Source organism: Bacillus bruguierae, assembly GCF_037104725.1.
Taxonomy (GTDB): domain Bacteria; phylum Bacillota; class Bacilli; order Bacillales; family Bacillaceae_G; genus Bacillus_A; species Bacillus_A bruguierae.
In genome coordinates this window covers 60895-76525 of record NZ_JBAWSX010000003.1, presented here as the reverse complement: position 1 = coordinate 76525, position 15631 = coordinate 60895, and the positions used below count along the sequence as shown (strand labels likewise).

Below are 15631 nucleotides of genomic sequence, written 5' to 3'. Positions count from 1 at the left end.
TCGATTATTTTCGCTACATTTTATCAAATTCCTTCCTATTCTTTCTTATTTTACCGCTTCCTATTTCCTAGCGCTAGCACCGTTATGAATAAATAAGCTATAATGAAAGCCGGCAAGCATGCTAGAAAGGAGCATCACCATGTTTAAAATTTTTTCCACTCAGTTAGGTGGCTATTTCACAAAAATTGCTCAGGAAGAAGAAATGAATATAGAAGATAGCGCTCGTTTACTTGCACAAGCATTAGTCGGAGATGGGTACATTTATTTGCACGGTACGAAAGAGATGGAAGGTGTAATTTACGAAGCCCTATACGGAGCAGAGCCTATGCAAAATGCAAAACGTTTATTTGAAGACGGTAAACAAGCAGACGTAACCGCTGCCGATCGCGTACTACTTATTAGCCGTTTTTCCACAGATGAAGAGATTATTTCACTAGCAAAACATTTGCAGGAAAACGGTCATTTTATTGTTGGTATTTCAGCTGAACAAGAAGGCGAAGTGTCATTAGAACAATTCACCGATGCACATATCGATACAAAACTTGTAAAACCATTAATTCCAGATGATGATGGCTCTCGTTATGGCTTTCCAAGTTTAATGACAGCTTTATTTGCATATCACGGATTAAAATTTACAATCGATGACATTATAAATGAATATGAGTAACAGAAAAAGGCGCCCTATAGTAGGACGCCTTTTTCTCATTACTTACCTTCTTTATTAATAATAGAAGCTTGTACGAAGTCATGGAACAACGGTTGTGGACGGTTTGGACGAGATACAAGTTCTGGGTGGAACTGTGCTGCCACGAACCAAGGATGTTCTTTTAATTCGATAATTTCTACTAAACGACCATCTGGGCTTGTACCAGAGAAGATGAACCCTGCATTTTCCATGTCTTGACGGAATTGGTTATTGAACTCATAACGATGACGATGACGTTCATATACAACCGGTTCGTTATACGCATTGTAAGCATTTGTTTCTGGTGTAAGCTTACATGGGTATAAACCAAGACGAAGTGTACCACCTAAATCTTCGACATCTTTTTGTTCTGGTAATAAATCGATAATTGCGTAAGGCGTGTCAGGATTAATTTCAGAAGAGTTTGCACCTTCTAATCCTAATACGTTACGTGCAAATTCGATTGATGCAAGTTGCATTCCTAAGCAAATTCCTAAGAATGGAACTTTGTTTTCACGTGCATATTGAATTGCAGCGATTTTACCTTCAACGCCACGGTCCCCGAAACCACCTGGTACAAGAATACCGTCTGTATCGCCAACTAATTCTTTCACATTTTCTGCTGTTACGTGCTCAGCATTTACCCATTTCACTTCTACATCTGTATCAAATTTATAACCTGCATGACGAAGTGCTTCCACAACAGAAATGTATGCGTCTTGAAGCTCTACATATTTACCAACAAGAGCAATTTTTGTTTTCTTAGACAGATTGCGTACTTTTTCAACTAACGCATTCCATTCTGTCATATCTGCAGCTGGATTGTCTAATTTTAAATGATCACAAACAATTTGGTCCATGTTTTGCTCTTGAAGAGATAATGGAACTGCATATAATGTATCTGCATCGAGTGCTTCAATTACTGCTTTTGGATCAATATCGCAGAATAATGCTAGCTTATCTTTCATATCTTGAGAAACAGGAAGTTCTGTACGAACAACGATAATGTTCGGCTGAATACCTAAGCTGCGAAGTTCTTTAACACTGTGCTGCGTTGGTTTTGTTTTCATTTCACCCGCTGCTTTTAAGTACGGAATTAACGTACAGTGGATGTACATTACATTGTCACGGCCAATATCACTCTTAATTTGGCGAATTGCTTCTAAGAATGGTAAAGACTCAATGTCACCAACAGTTCCGCCGATTTCTGTAATTACAACGTCCGCATTTGTTTCACGGCCCGCACGGAATACGCGCTCTTTAATTTCGTTTGTAATGTGAGGAATAACTTGAACTGTTCCTCCTAAATATTCACCACGGCGCTCTTTTTGAAGAACAGAAGAGTAAATTTTACCTGTTGTTACGTTGCTGTATTTATTTAAGTTAATATCAATGAAACGCTCATAGTGACCAAGGTCTAAATCTGTTTCTGCACCATCGTCTGTTACGAATACCTCACCATGTTGGTATGGACTCATTGTCCCTGGGTCTACGTTAATATACGGGTCAAACTTTTGAATTGTTACATTTAAACCACGATTTTTTAATAGTCTTCCAAGGGATGCTGCTGTGATCCCCTTTCCTAGAGACGATACTACACCGCCTGTTACAAAAATATACTTAGTCATGAATGTACTCCCTTCCACTTTGCTGTTATATAATTACCGCTGCAAATCACAACGGATGTAGATAACACTTACCTTATCTTATTGTTAGACTCTTTCGTTTTTCTAAACAAAAAACAAAAAAGAAAATTGCTCCCTTTATCACAAAAAGTAATAAGTAGGGAGCAATTTTCTTTTATATTTACACGTAAAAGTTGTTATCGTCTTTTTTAAAGAGCCCAAAAATGATTCTACATGGACGATAATGAAAAGTCAAGAACTACAGCTCTTCCTCTTCTTCTTCTTCTGATTCGTCATATTCTAATTCATCTTCATCAACGAAGTCTTCATCATCTTCTTCTTCTTCTTCTAAATCATCAAGATCATCATCTTCATCAAGAAGTTCATCAAGATCTTCTACATCTTCTTCTTCTTCTCCGAAGTCTTCTTCATCTTCGAAGTCTTCATCATCACCGATGTAGTCATCTAATTCATCTTCTTCCACTTTACGTTTCTTCTTAGACTTCGGCTGAGGTAAAATTTCTTCATCAATTTGCTCGTATGGGTACCATCCACGTAGTCCCCAACGATTTTCTCCAAGATTGATAAAGCGCCCATCGATATTTAAATCTGTATAAAATTGCGCGATTCTCGCAGCAACTTGTTCTTCAGATAGTTCCAGTAATTGAGCAATTTCTTGAACTAGATCATGAAACGGTGTTGCTTGTTTTTTTTCCTCTAACAAGCTATGTACAACTTCGATCATGGACAATTCTTTTAGCTCTTCTGGTGAAAATTGCTTTAAATTCACTTGTGCGACACTTCCTTTCTTAAAATATATCCTAATTATATAAAGGCCTGTTCAAAAAAATCCATACTATTCATTATAAACAAAACTGCACCAAATATGCCACAAAAAAAATAGGGAATCATAAAGTGATTCCCTATGCATATTAAAGGTTATTTTCCTTTTTCGTTTTGAATCATATGAGCACCATTTAATACATAACGAATTTGCATCTCTGTATACTCTTCCAATGTATAAAGTTTCTGCAACGCCCAGCGACGAAATCCCCACATTTGTCCTTGAATAAAAATATTATGAGCAAGCAGTTGAATCTCTTTTTTTGTTAAAGTAAATACTTTATTTTGAACACATTGCTGCAAAATATCTTCGAACATCCCCACCATTTGAAATTCTTTCTCTAATACGTAAGGCAGCGATTCTTTTGGTAGAAAACGAACTTCTTGATACATAATAAGAACCTCTTCTTGTAATTCATCCATAACTTTAAAATAGTTTGTAATCGCTGCTTTTAAGCTATCAACATTTCCTTTTTCTCTGCACAACACTTGCTCTAAGCGCTCTTTTACATGTTCATAAATGCTATCGCACACTAAATAAAGTACATCATCTTTCGTTCTAATATATTCATAGAGCGTACCAATGCTAAATCCTGCCGCTTTTGCGATTTCTCTTGTTGTTGTACGAGGAAATCCTTTTTGTTTAAAGAGCTGCACAGCACCTTTAATCATTTGCTCACGCCGAAGTGCAATAAGTCTTTCATCTTTCACAGATGCTTGTACATTGCGCTTAACCATCTCCTTCACTCCTTTTTTCTCAATTTGCAGGAAGAAGCGTAGGAGATTCCCTACGCTTCTCATAAAATGAAACTTCCATCAGTGGGGGGGTTCTTCATCCCCCACTGATAGAAAGCCCGCCCAATCGGGCACATGCCAGCAGTTATCCCCCACCTAGCTTCTTTAGAAAAGCGGAGGCAAAGCTGGACAACGCTTTTCTCTGCATCTTGAAGTGGGGGCTTACTGCCCACGAATAGCGGGATAATTTCTACTTCGTTAACATACGTGAAATAACAAGGCGCTGAATTTCTTGCGTTCCTTCGTAAATTTGCGTAATCTTTGCATCGCGCATAAAGCGTTCCACTGGATAATCTTTTGTATAACCGTATCCTCCAAATACTTGCACAGCCTCTGTTGTCACTTTCATTGCTGTATCTCCTGCAAATAGTTTCGACATTGCTGATTCTTTTCCATACGGTAAACCTTCTGATTCAAGCCAAGCCGCTTGATATGTTAACAAGCGCGCCGCCTCTACCCCAGTCGCCATATCCGCTAGTTTAAAGCCAATTCCTTGTTGCGCGGCAATTGGTTTCCCAAATTGCTGGCGTTCCTTCGCATAATCAGCAGCAGCAGCAAGTGCGCCTTGTGCGATACCAACCGCTTGCGCCGCAATACCATTACGGCCGCCATCTAATGTTTGCATTGCAATTTTAAATCCTTGCCCTTCCTCGCCAAGTAAGTTCTCAGCAGGAATGCGGCAGTCCTCAAATATAATCTCCGTCGTCGGTGAAGAACGAATACCAAGCTTGCTCTCTTTCTTTCCAACGGAAAATCCTGGTGTACTGCTTTCCACAATAAATGCACTTGTACCGCGCTGCTTTGATTCTGGATCTGTCAGTGCAAATACAACATAAATATCCGCAATTCCGCCGTTTGTAATGAAAATTTTCGAACCGTTTAAAATATAATGATTGCCATCACGCTTTGCTGTCGTCTTCATTCCACCAGCATCAGAGCCAGAACCCGGCTCCGTTAAGCCATAAGCACCTATTTTCTTTCCTTCTGCCATTGGGCGTAAATATTTCTGCTTTTGCTCCTCTGTACCAAATTTAAAAATTGGCCATCCTGCAAGCGATGTATGCGCCGATAACGTTACACCTGTAGATGCGCAAACGCGTGACAGCTCTTCTACCGCAATCACATAAGCTAAGTAATCGCTTCCAATTCCGCCGTACTCTTCAGGCCACGGAATACCAGTTAAACCTAGCTCCGCCATTTGATCAAACAAGGCGCGGTCAAAGCGTTCTTCTTCGTCGCGCTCCGCTGCCGTTGGTGCCACTTCATTTCTCGCAAAATCACGAACCATTTTCCGAATCATTTCGTGCTCTTCTGATAGTTTAAAATGCATCTCTATCTCCCCCTTAAAGCGCTCTACTAATAACTAAGCGCTGGATCTCACTTGTTCCTTCATAAATCTCACATATTTTTGCATCGCGGAAGAAGCGCTCCGCAGGATAATCTTTTGTATAGCCATAACCGCCAAGCACCTGCACACCTTCAACAGCAACTTCTACTGCTGTTTTGGAAGCAAATAATTTTGCAATTGACGCTTCCTTCCCGCACGGTAAACCTTGTGCTCTTAACGATGCAGCGCGGTATACGAGCAGGCGAGCTGCCTCGACAGCTGTTGCCATATCCGCTAGCTTAAATCCTAATCCTTGCTGCGCAGCAATTGGTTTGCCAAATTGATGACGCTCTTTCGCATAATCAGTAGCACACTCCAGCGCTGCCTCAGCGATACCAAGTGACTGTGCCCCGATACCGATGCGACCAACATCTAAATTTGCCATCGCCACTTTAAAACCTTGACCCTCCTCGCCAAGCAAATTTTCAGCAGGAACTTTCATATCTTCAAACGTTAATTGCACTGTACGAGAACCTAATAACCCCATTTTGTGTTCATCTTTTCCAACAATTAAACCCGGTGTATTTTTTTCAACAATAAATGCCGATATTCCGCGTGTACCTGCCTCCGGATTCGTAGAAGCAAAGACAATATATGTATCTGCCTCGCCGCCGTTTGTGATAAATACTTTCGAACCGTTAATAACGTACTCATCACCTTGCCTAACTGCTCTTGATTTCAGACTCCCAGCATCTGATCCCGCACTTGGCTCTGTTAATGCAAATGCCCCTAAATATTCACCAGCTGCCAACTTTGGAAGATATTTTTGTTTTTGCTCTTCTGTTCCAAAATATAAAATAGGATTCGTTCCAACAGAGGTATGTACCGCTAAAATCACCCCTACGGTAGCGCTTACTTTTGAAATTTCATGAATGGCTAAAATATACGAAATAAAATCCATTTCCGCTCCGCCGTATTTCGCTGGAATCGGTATCCCCATTAGTCCAAGCTCACCCATTTTCTTTAGGACTTCTCGAGGAAACACCCCTTGTTCCATAGTAGGAACAAAGGGAGCAATTTCCTTCCCGGCAAAGTCCCGAACCATTTTCCGCATCATTTGCTGCTCTTCTGTAAATTGAAAATTCATCTGCTCCACCTCAAATTATTTTCTATTGTGATTGAACGATTTAGTAAGACCACTAGTACACCGAAAGAGGTGTTTATTATTCATAAACGTAAAAACCGCGTCCTGTCTTACGTCCTAACCAGCCTGCGTTCACATATTTACGTAGGAGCGGGCATGGTCGATATTTGCTATCCCCCAATCCTTCATGCAGTACTTCCATAATGTATAAACACGTATCTAAACCGATAAAATCAGCAAGTGTCAACGGTCCCATCGGATGATTCATCCCAAGCTTCATAACTTCATCGATTGCTTCTTTCGTTGCCACACCTTCATATAACGTATAAATTGCCTCATTAATCATTGGCAATAAAATACGGTTAGAAACAAAACCTGGGAAGTCATTTACTTCAACTGGGACTTTGCCGATTTTTTTTGTAATATCCTCAATCGTTTCATATACAGCGTCCTCTGTTGCTAAGCCGCGAATAATTTCGACAAGCTTCATAACCGGAACTGGATTCATAAAGTGCATACCGATGACTTTTTCTGGACGATTTGTAACAGCTGCAATTTCAGTAATTGGCAGCGAAGATGTATTTGTTGCCAAAATCGTATGCTCCGGTGCTAATTCATCTAAATTCGCAAAAATTTGCTTTTTAATGTCCATTCTTTCCACAGCCGCTTCGATGACAAGGTCTGCTTCTTTTACACAATCTAGTGTAAGCGTTGCTGTCAGACGATTTAACGTTGCCTGCTTATCCTCTTCGCTCATGCGGCCCTTCTCAACTTGTCTAGATAAATTTTTCGTAATAATCCCAATTCCGCGGTCTAACTGCTCTTGTTTTAAATCTTGCATATATACGTCATACCCTGCCATCGCACACACCTGTGCAATTCCAGAACCCATTTGCCCCGAACCAATTACGACAATCTTTTGTACTGTCATGTTTATAGCCCCCTTTTTTACTGAACCTCAATCATGATTGCGTCGCCTTGACCACCGCCGCTGCAAATAGAAGCGATTCCGATTCCGCCGCCGCGCTGCTTCAATGCATGAATAAGAGTAACGATAATGCGCGCCCCGCTTGCTCCAATTGGATGCCCCATCGCAACCGCTCCGCCGTTTACGTTAATCTTCTCTGGATCAATGCCTGCAATATTTGCACTTGCAATTGCTACAGCAGCAAACGCTTCATTAATCTCAAATAAATCAATGTCTTCCACTTTCTTGCCTGTTTTCTTTAATAACTCGTTAATGGCATAGCCTGGTGTTCTCGGAAAATCCTTTGCTTCAACCGCAATTGCTGTATGCCCTAAAATCGTTGCAAGGGGTTTTCTTCCTTCCGCCTTCGCACGCTCTTCACTCATTAATACGAGCGCCGCTGCCCCATCATTTAAACCTGGTGCATTCCCAGCCGTAACCGCTGCATCCTTATCAAATACAGGTTTTAGCTTTGCTAATTTTTCAAGTGTTGTATCTTTGCGCGGTGCTTCGTCGTGCGCTACGACTACCGGTTCCCCTTTTCGCTGCGGCACAGATACAGGGACAATTTCTTCTTCAAAGCGGCCTTCCTTTTGCGCTGCAGTCGCACGCATATGACTTCTGTACGCCCACTCGTCTTGCATTTCACGGGAAATACCGTCTTCTTTCGCAACATCGCCGCCGTACACACCCATATGCATGCCGGTAAATGAGCACGTTAAACCATCTGCCACATTTAAGTCGACAACTTCGTTATGCCCCATACGATATCCCCAGCGTGCGCCGCGTAAAATATATGGACTATTGCTCATCGATTCCATGCCGCCTGCTACAAGTAACGAATGATCGCCAGTACGAATAATTTGATCTGCTAACGTTACAGCACGAAGTCCGGATGCACAAACTTTATTCACTGTTTCTGTACGAGTCTCCCACGGAATCCCTGCCTCTCTAGCTGCCTGGCGAGATGGAATTTGCCCTTGTCCTCCTTGAATAACCGCTCCAAATACAACTTCTTCAATATCACTTGCTGCAACATTCGCGCGCTCTAATGCCGCTCCAATTGCAATTCCTCCAAGCTCCGTTGCCTTTACATCCTTTAAAGCTCCCCCAAACTTTCCAACAGGTGTTCTTGCAGCACTTAAAATTACTGTTCTTGTCAAAACATATTCCCCCATTTCTTTTTATTACGGCGTTGATTGAACGCTCGTTCAGTGCAGCTGTTGTGAGAAAGAGGTGCACGGTTTGCACCTCCTTTTATCTAAAGTTGTACGGATTCTTATATGTTACATTGCTTCTTTCTTCGGTCCGATGACAGAGCGCTCTAAAATCTCTGTTATATCAAGCGTTTGCACGCGCTCTTCCACTTCTTTCGCCTTCGTACCATCGCTGATCATCGTTAAGCAATACGGACAGCCCGTACCGATCATCGTCGGCGATGTAGCAAGTGCTTGTTCGGTACGTGCCACGTTAATACGCGAACCAGCCGTCTCTTCCATCCACATCAGACCGCCGCCAGCTCCGCAGCACATTCCTGTTTCGCGATTACGTTCCATTTCAACAAGCTTCACACCTGGAATCGCTTTTAAAATATTGCGCGGCGCTTCATATACTTCGTTATAACGTCCTAAATAACAAGAATCGTGATACGTAATCGTTTCTTCTACGCGGTGAACTGGCTTTAAGCGCCCTTCTTTCACCCACTGTGCTAACAGTTCTGTATGATGATAGACTTCTGCTTGTAATCCAAAGTCCGGATACTCATTTTTAAACGTGTTATACGCATGCGGATCGATCGTCACAATCTTCTTCACGCCCGCTTTCTCGAACTCTTCAATATTCTTACTTGCCATCTCTTGGAAAACAAATTCATTTCCAAGGCGGCGCGGTGTATCTCCTGAGTTTTTCTCTTTATTTCCGAGGATCGCAAAGGAAATACCAGCTTCATTCATTAACTTCGCAAATGATAACGCAATTTTCTGGCTTCGGTTGTCATAAGATCCCATAGACCCTACCCAGAATAAATATTCAAACTCTTCGCCTGCTTTCGTTTTTTCTTTCACAGTTGGAATGGCAACTTCTTCTTCCATCGTACGCCACGTTTCACGCTCTTTACGATTTAATCCCCAAGGGTTTCCTTGACGTTCGATATTTGTCAGAGCACGCTGCGCTTCTGGATCCATTTTTCCTTCGGTTAAAACGAGGTAGCGACGTAAATCAATAATTTTATCAACATGTTCGTTCATAACCGGACATTGATCCTCACAGTTACGGCACGTTGTACAAGCCCAAATTTCCGTTTCCGTAATGACATCGCCAATTAAACTTGGATTGTATGTGAGCGTTGCTGCCGATTCATGTTGTCCATCTCCAGCTGCCATCATCGCTAATTGGTTGCCTTTTGTATTGTTAAATGCAACGGTTGGTACCCACGGTGCGCGCGACGTTACTGCTGCACCTTTATCTGTTAAATGGTCACGCAATTTTAAAATTAAATCCATTGGCGACAGCATCTTACCAGTTCCTGTTGCCGGGCACATATTCGTGCAGCGGCCGCACTCTACGCATGCATATAAATCAATAAGCTGCGTTTGTTTGAAGTCTTCAATTTTCCCAACGCCAAACGTTTCTTGCGTTTCATCTTCAAAATCAATTTTTTCTAATTTCCCTGGGTTTGTTAAACGGCTAAAGTATACATTTGCTGGTCCTGCAATTAAATGCGCGTGTTTCGATTGTGGAACGTAAACTAAAAACGTTAACAAAATAAGTAGATGCATCCACCACGCAAAATAGAACAGGGTAATTGCAGCTGTTTCGCCAATTCCAGAAAATAAGTAAGCGATTGCAGAAGCGATCGGTTCACTCCATGATAATTCCTCGCCATGCCAAATGATGCCCATTCCATTACCAAGGAGAACAGATAACATTAAGCCGCCGATAAAAATTAAAACTAGCCCTGCTTTAAAGTTCCTCTTTAAACGAACAAGCTTCTCAATATACCTTCTATAAAAAGCCCAAAAGACTGCGATTAAAATGATAAGTGTGACGATTTCTTGGAAGAATGTAAATGCAGAATATAGTGGTCCAAGTGGAAGATGTGATCCTGGTGCTAAGCCTTTCCATATGAAGTCAATTGCTCCAAACTGGACAAGAATAAATCCGTAAAAAAACATAACGTGCATAATGCCGCTTTTTTTATCTTTGAGCAGCTTCTTTTGTCCGAAGACATTCCCTTTAATCAGGTCCCATCTTTCTTTAAAGCGGCGATCAAACTCTACTTTCTTTCCTAATCGTATGTAGGTAATTCGTGTTCGTATTAGATACACAAATAAATATGCTGCATACGCTATGATGGCAATTGTCGCCAACCAATTTACAATTAATAAGCTATTCATAATTTCTGCCAGCCCCTCTCCATGTAGTATGATTTTTATTTTCGAATCTTCGAAAATAAATAATTTTCTGAATTTGTTACCCCTACTCCCATTATATGATGAGTGAGCATTCAGTCAACAGTTTTTTGTTATACAACAATATATTTTTTCATAAAGCTTTTTATTTCGGTGAAACTATAAAGCGACACTTCCATCAGTAGGGTTTTTTCATTCCCATTGATGATTAGTTGAATCAATTTGGCTCATGCCAATGCCAGTAGCCTCTGAATATTCAGGGCTGGGGATTACTGTCTTCGAATAGCAGGATAAAAATGAATATAGAGGGGGGAATGATTACATGAACTTTTTATTTCTCGTCCTTATCTTTCTCTTACTGTGGGCAACTTTTGACTTCATCTATGGAAGAAAAATTCATTTGAACAATCTTAAACCGCGTTCCTTTCCTGTACGCCATAGTAATTTTAAACTTTATACATATGGTCAAACATTATATAAGGAACTATTTACTGATATACAACACGCTAAACACCATGTACATATTTTGTTTTTTATCGTAAAAAATGATGAAATTAGTCACACATTTTTACAGCTTTTAATGGAAAAAGCAGAGCAAGGTATTGAAGTGCGCCTTCTTCTTGATCGAATCGGCAGCCATCATTTATCAAAACAAACGATTTGTAAATTAAAACAACACGGTGTGCACTTTTCATTTTGTCATAAAATTCGCCTTCCATTTCTCTTTTTCTCCGTTAACCAAAGAAATCATAGAAAAATTACAATTATTGATGGAAAAATTGGGTACATTGGAGGATTCAACATCGGGGAAGAATATTTAGGGCACAACCAAGAACTAGGGCCTTGGCGTGACTATCATCTACGCCTTACTGAAGAAGGTGTACAAGATTTACAAACGCAGTTTCTACATGATTGGCGCGATGATACAAATGAAGACTTATTGCATGAAAATTGTTATTTTCCAATACTAAAAAAAGGAGAAACTTCTCATCGGTTCATACCAACTGACGGTGCATATTTACAACAAACATTTCTCGACCTTATTGAAAAGGCCACAAAAGAACTGTATATTGGTACGCCCTATTTTATTCCTGGAAAAAAACTAATGAACGCATTGCTGCGCGCTCGAAAAAGAGGCGTTCGTATTATTATACTCGTTCCTAAAAAAGCAGATCATCCATTTGTTCGTGAAGCAAAACTTCCATATTGTCGGAAGCTTATTAAAGCAGGGTGTCATATTCATGAATTTCTAGATGGATTTTTTCACGCAAAAATTGTAATGGTAGATGGCTGTATTTGTGATATTGGAACTGCAAATTTTGATAAGCGAAGCTTATATATTAATCATGAAATCAATTGTATATTATATGACTCACCGTTTTTAGAACAAGTAAAGAAAGAAATTGAGCAAGACTTAAAAGCTTCCATCTTACTTTCTATGGATGATGTTTCTTCTCTATCCCTTTCTGACAAAGGAAAGGAATGGATCGGAACATTATTTTCTTTTTTTCTATAAATACAGAAAAGGCGGGGTACCTATGCAAATAAGATTTGGTTATGTCGCACATGCACTTGCATTGTGGAACTGTTCTCCTGCAAAAAGATTTAACACTATTTAAATTAGTAGCGGACCTTTCATCCATTAGGGGAATAAAACGCCGGAGCAGCAATACCCTTGAATGGTAAACTAGTCTATGCTGAAGACGTATAGAATTTATTACAAAAGGGAATACAAATTTAGAAAAAGACATAAAAAAACAACCGTCTTAATTAGACGGTTGTTTTTTTCTATTTTAATATTCAAATGGTAAGTCTGAAGCTAATTGTACTACCTCGTTATGATTTGTTACTGCTTGATTTTGATCTACTACCGCAGTTCCAAATGAAATACCCGCTAACATTGCTAACGTCAATAAACTACCAACAAGAAGTTTCTTCATATTCCATTCCCTCCATATCTTTCTTTTAATATAACATGAAATTTTATCCACAAAACATGTAATTATGCATATCCATTTTTTTCATATTTAAACATTCATTTTTTTTAAAAGCGTCTTTTTGTAAGAACATAAATCTAATAGTTCAAAAAAGAAAAGAGCTTTTTCATAAGCAATTCTAATATCATCTTCTGAATGCCCTAGCTTTTCAAGACATTCTCCTTTTTGATAAAACAGCTGCCCAATGAGTGTCATGTTACTATTACAGCATGATGTTTCAATTGCTTTTTCAACTTGCTTAAGCGCTTTCTCATACTGTTCATCTAAATACAATGCCTTTGCATAATTATAGCCAACCTTTATAGCAAATTCCTCGCTACTATGTAACGACTCCAACTGTTTTAAAATATTTTGATAAAGTTCGATGCTTTTTTGAATACATCCATTTTCCGCATAAATATTTGCAATTGAATTTTCGATATATAAATTTTGAAATACATCTATACCTACTAATTGCTGATTTATTAATTTTTTTAATTCCAAAATGCAGTATTCATAATTCACTTTTTTCAACACATACGCCGATAAGTGATGGTACCAAAGAAGAAACTGTTGAAACTCTGGATGATCTTCTTCTTTCTTTAATTCATCCCATACCTTTTTATAAATTTCTTCATATCTCCTTTGTTTGCTTAGCGATTTAATATGACTCTTAAATTGTTTTTTTCGTTCAATATCAGAATAAGCCAGTACTTCATAAAAATGAATGATAGGTACTTTTAGCTTCGCTGCAATTCCCTGAAGTATGTCCATGCTTGGATATACTACTCCTGATTCTATTCTACTCACTTCCGACTGATGACATATGTTATCAGATAGCTGCTTTTGTGTCAAACCTCTCATTACTCTAATGTTTTTAATTTCGGCTCCCAGCTTTTGTGCATGCATGTTAGCTCACCATCCCGTTTATAGCAGTTTATTTTTTAAGTGGTCATACCACTACAATAAGGCCCTTTCGACAATTTTCGATATGAAATATTGCATAATTTATATAAAATTTAGCAACTTCCTCTTACAATTTATCTCATACAAATACAAGATTAGGAGTGTTAGAGATGAATTATAAAAAAATGACTAGTGCCCTTCTTACTTTCGGTCTACTCTGTCCTTTATCAACTGAAGCAATTCATGCTCAAGAAATTAATAATAACCAAGTAAAAGTTGAAGTTGCTCAGCCCGGTCTAACAATCGGAAAATTAACAGAACCTCAAAATGACACGAAAGAAAACATCGCGAAAAAGTACTTAAAAGGTGAAGTGCAAGGGTCAAAAGCACAACAAGAACAAGTTACCACTGAAAAAAGCGTTGATTTCCAACTGACAAATAAAGAGACAAAAGAAAATCAAACAGAAGTACGTCTTACCCAAACTTATAAAAGCTACAAAGTATACGGCCAAGACTTAATTGTAAAAGTAGATAAAAATGGAGTAATTACAACTGTCAGCGGTAAGGTTGCCCAAAATTTAGCACAACAACCTAATCTTACTATAACAAATTTTTTGTCGAAAAATGAAGTGAAAACTTTCTTACGAAATGCTCTTCAAACTCCAAATGATGCGTTAGAAAAAGAATTTACTGGTGAAACTGTCATTTATAAAAAACAAGACGGTAGCTACACATATGCAGATGTTATTACATTTACATATGAAAATGACGATCAAATCATTAACGGTCAAGCAATTATTGATTTAATCCATAGTGAAATGTTATTCCAAGAAAAAATCGTAAAAAATAAAGAAAAACAACCTGTTCCACAAGCTGGGATTCCGCAGTTATCTTCAGTAAAAAAACACGGAGCTGGTGTAAACGCACTACTAGAAAAGACATTATTTAATATCGCAAAAGGAACTGATGGAAAATTTTATTTAGCTGATTTAATGCGTGGTAATGGTATTTATATTTATGATGCAAACTATGCAGATTCGCAAGGCGGATATGATCAAGCTGGTTATCCTGGTACACTCGTTTCTAGTACATCAACTACATTTGTCGATAAAGAAGCTGTTGGTGTTATGAAAAACATGAGTGCTATTTATGATTATTATAAAACGAAACACAATCTAAAAAGCTACGATAATAAAGATGCAAAAATTGTTGCAAGCGTACATGGATTTGATTCTACTGAAGTAAGTGATGGTGTAAAAACAAACTATGAAAACGCCTTTTGGCATCCAGTTTGGAACCAAATGGTGTTTGGCGATGGCTTAAACGGAAAATTAACATCTGCTATTGATGTAACCGCACATGAATTTGGACATGCTGTATTTAGCGGAACAACTAAAAATAAAGTTGTAAAATATCCAAACGATGAAACAAATGCATTAAATGAAGGGCTTGCGGACTTCTGGGGAACACAAATAGAGTTTTACGTAAAGAAAGACAAAGGAAACTGGATTATGGGTGATACATTAGACGGCCCAACAATTCGTGATATTCCAAACGAAATCGGTGACCATGGTAAAAAACTATATACAAACTTACAAGATTTCTATAATGATGGAAACAACCAAGAGTCTCATCAAAATTCAGGGATTATTAGTCACGTTCTTTATCAATTGGTAGAAGGAAAAACATATAACGGTGTAACAGTTGCAAAACAAGGTAACGATAAAGTAAGTAAAATCGTTATGCGTGCCCTGCAAAACTATGCAACATCAGCAGAAGATTTCGAATCTCTTCACTCTCACATTGTACAAGCTGCAAAAGACTTATATGGTAATGCCGTAGCAACAGAAGTAGACAAAGCATTCCTAGCACACGGTTACAAAGCATTACCACAAGTGAATGAAGTGATTGATGTACAAAATAGAAAATAATAAAAAAGATGTTTACCGATTC

At 38.9% G+C, this 15631-nt stretch carries 13 protein-coding genes; 3 read left to right on the top strand and 10 right to left on the bottom strand.

The genetic code is table 11. The features are described 5' to 3' along the window. Positions 1-139 precede the first annotated feature (139 nt). The gene (locus tag WAZ07_RS07030; RefSeq protein ID WP_336471883.1) at positions 140-667 is read left to right on the top strand and encodes a DUF2529 domain-containing protein; all 528 of its coding nucleotides are present in this window, start codon (positions 140-142) and stop codon (positions 665-667) included. Between the two features lie 38 nt (positions 668-705). Here WAZ07_RS07030 and pyrG read toward each other — a convergent pair whose 3' ends face one another. From pyrG to WAZ07_RS06990, 8 genes are all read right to left on the bottom strand, one after another. Next, positions 706-2313: a CTP synthase gene (pyrG, locus tag WAZ07_RS07025; RefSeq protein WP_090917957.1), complete on the bottom strand. Its 1608-nt coding sequence runs from the start codon at positions 2311-2313 to the stop codon at positions 706-708. 256 nt (positions 2314-2569) lie between these two features. Further along, positions 2570-3100: a DNA-directed RNA polymerase subunit delta gene (gene rpoE, locus WAZ07_RS07020; protein WP_336471882.1), complete on the bottom strand. Its 531-nt coding sequence runs from the start codon at positions 3098-3100 to the stop codon at positions 2570-2572. Between the two features lie 149 nt (positions 3101-3249). Next, positions 3250-3891 (bottom strand): TetR/AcrR family transcriptional regulator, encoded by a 642-nt coding sequence (locus tag WAZ07_RS07015; RefSeq protein WP_336471881.1) that lies wholly within the window; start codon positions 3889-3891, stop codon positions 3250-3252. A 247-nt stretch (positions 3892-4138) separates the two neighbouring features. Further along, positions 4139-5278 carry an acyl-CoA dehydrogenase AcdA gene (gene acdA / locus WAZ07_RS07010; RefSeq protein WP_336471880.1) on the bottom strand — a complete coding sequence of 380 codons (1140 nt, stop codon included), beginning with the start codon at positions 5276-5278 and terminating at the stop codon, positions 4139-4141. A 13-nt stretch (positions 5279-5291) separates the two neighbouring features. After that, positions 5292-6422 (bottom strand): acyl-CoA dehydrogenase, encoded by a 1131-nt coding sequence (locus WAZ07_RS07005; protein WP_336471879.1) that lies wholly within the window; start codon positions 6420-6422, stop codon positions 5292-5294. A 76-nt stretch (positions 6423-6498) separates the two neighbouring features. After that, the gene (locus tag WAZ07_RS07000) at positions 6499-7350 is read right to left on the bottom strand and encodes a 3-hydroxybutyryl-CoA dehydrogenase (protein WP_336471878.1); all 852 of its coding nucleotides are present in this window, start codon (positions 7348-7350) and stop codon (positions 6499-6501) included. Positions 7351-7367: 17 nt separating this feature from the next. Further along, the gene (locus WAZ07_RS06995) at positions 7368-8564 is read right to left on the bottom strand and encodes an acetyl-CoA C-acetyltransferase (protein WP_336471877.1); all 1197 of its coding nucleotides are present in this window, start codon (positions 8562-8564) and stop codon (positions 7368-7370) included. Positions 8565-8672: 108 nt separating this feature from the next. Next, entirely contained in the window at positions 8673-10781 is a 2109-nt protein-coding gene (locus WAZ07_RS06990) for a (Fe-S)-binding protein (protein ID WP_336471876.1), read from the bottom strand. Positions 10782-11118: 337 nt separating this feature from the next. Between WAZ07_RS06990 and cls the strand changes: the two genes are divergently transcribed. Beyond that, on the top strand, positions 11119-12312 hold the full coding sequence (gene cls, locus WAZ07_RS06985; protein WP_336471875.1) for a cardiolipin synthase: 1194 nt from the start codon (positions 11119-11121) through the stop codon (positions 12310-12312). A 277-nt stretch (positions 12313-12589) separates the two neighbouring features. Here cls and WAZ07_RS06980 read toward each other — a convergent pair whose 3' ends face one another. Further along, on the bottom strand, positions 12590-12736 hold the full coding sequence (locus WAZ07_RS06980) for a quorum-sensing peptide PapR (protein ID WP_336471874.1): 147 nt from the start codon (positions 12734-12736) through the stop codon (positions 12590-12592). 87 nt (positions 12737-12823) lie between these two features. Next, positions 12824-13681, bottom strand: a complete 858-nt coding sequence (locus WAZ07_RS06975; RefSeq protein WP_336471873.1) for a helix-turn-helix domain-containing protein — start codon at positions 13679-13681, stop codon at positions 12824-12826. Between the two features lie 167 nt (positions 13682-13848). On the opposite strand from WAZ07_RS06975, the gene WAZ07_RS06970 reads away from it, so the two are divergent. Then, positions 13849-15609 (top strand): M4 family metallopeptidase, encoded by a 1761-nt coding sequence (locus WAZ07_RS06970; protein WP_336471872.1) that lies wholly within the window; start codon positions 13849-13851, stop codon positions 15607-15609. Positions 15610-15631: the final 22 nt, after the last annotated feature.

Excerpts from the sequence above, each read along its gene's own strand:
- WAZ07_RS07030 (WP_336471883.1), top strand. The coding sequence starts at position 140 with ATGTTTAAAATTTTTTCCACTCAGTTAGGTGGCTATTTCACAAAAATT.
- pyrG (WP_090917957.1), bottom strand. The coding sequence starts at position 2,313 with ATGACTAAGTATATTTTTGTAACAGGCGGTGTAGTATCGTCTCTAGGA.
- WAZ07_RS07015 (WP_336471881.1), bottom strand. The coding sequence starts at position 3,891 with ATGGTTAAGCGCAATGTACAAGCATCTGTGAAAGATGAAAGACTTATT.
- acdA (WP_336471880.1), bottom strand. The coding sequence starts at position 5,278 with ATGCATTTTAAACTATCAGAAGAGCACGAAATGATTCGGAAAATGGTT.
- WAZ07_RS07005 (WP_336471879.1), bottom strand. The coding sequence starts at position 6,422 with ATGAATTTTCAATTTACAGAAGAGCAGCAAATGATGCGGAAAATGGTT.
- WAZ07_RS07000 (WP_336471878.1), bottom strand. The coding sequence starts at position 7,350 with ATGACAGTACAAAAGATTGTCGTAATTGGTTCGGGGCAAATGGGTTCT.
- WAZ07_RS06995 (WP_336471877.1), bottom strand. The coding sequence starts at position 8,564 with ATGGGGGAATATGTTTTGACAAGAACAGTAATTTTAAGTGCTGCAAGA.
- WAZ07_RS06990 (WP_336471876.1), bottom strand. The coding sequence starts at position 10,781 with ATGAATAGCTTATTAATTGTAAATTGGTTGGCGACAATTGCCATCATA.
- cls (WP_336471875.1), top strand. The coding sequence starts at position 11,119 with ATGAACTTTTTATTTCTCGTCCTTATCTTTCTCTTACTGTGGGCAACT.
- WAZ07_RS06980 (WP_336471874.1), bottom strand. The coding sequence starts at position 12,736 with ATGAAGAAACTTCTTGTTGGTAGTTTATTGACGTTAGCAATGTTAGCG.
- WAZ07_RS06975 (WP_336471873.1), bottom strand. The coding sequence starts at position 13,681 with ATGCATGCACAAAAGCTGGGAGCCGAAATTAAAAACATTAGAGTAATG.
- WAZ07_RS06970 (WP_336471872.1), top strand. The coding sequence starts at position 13,849 with ATGAATTATAAAAAAATGACTAGTGCCCTTCTTACTTTCGGTCTACTC.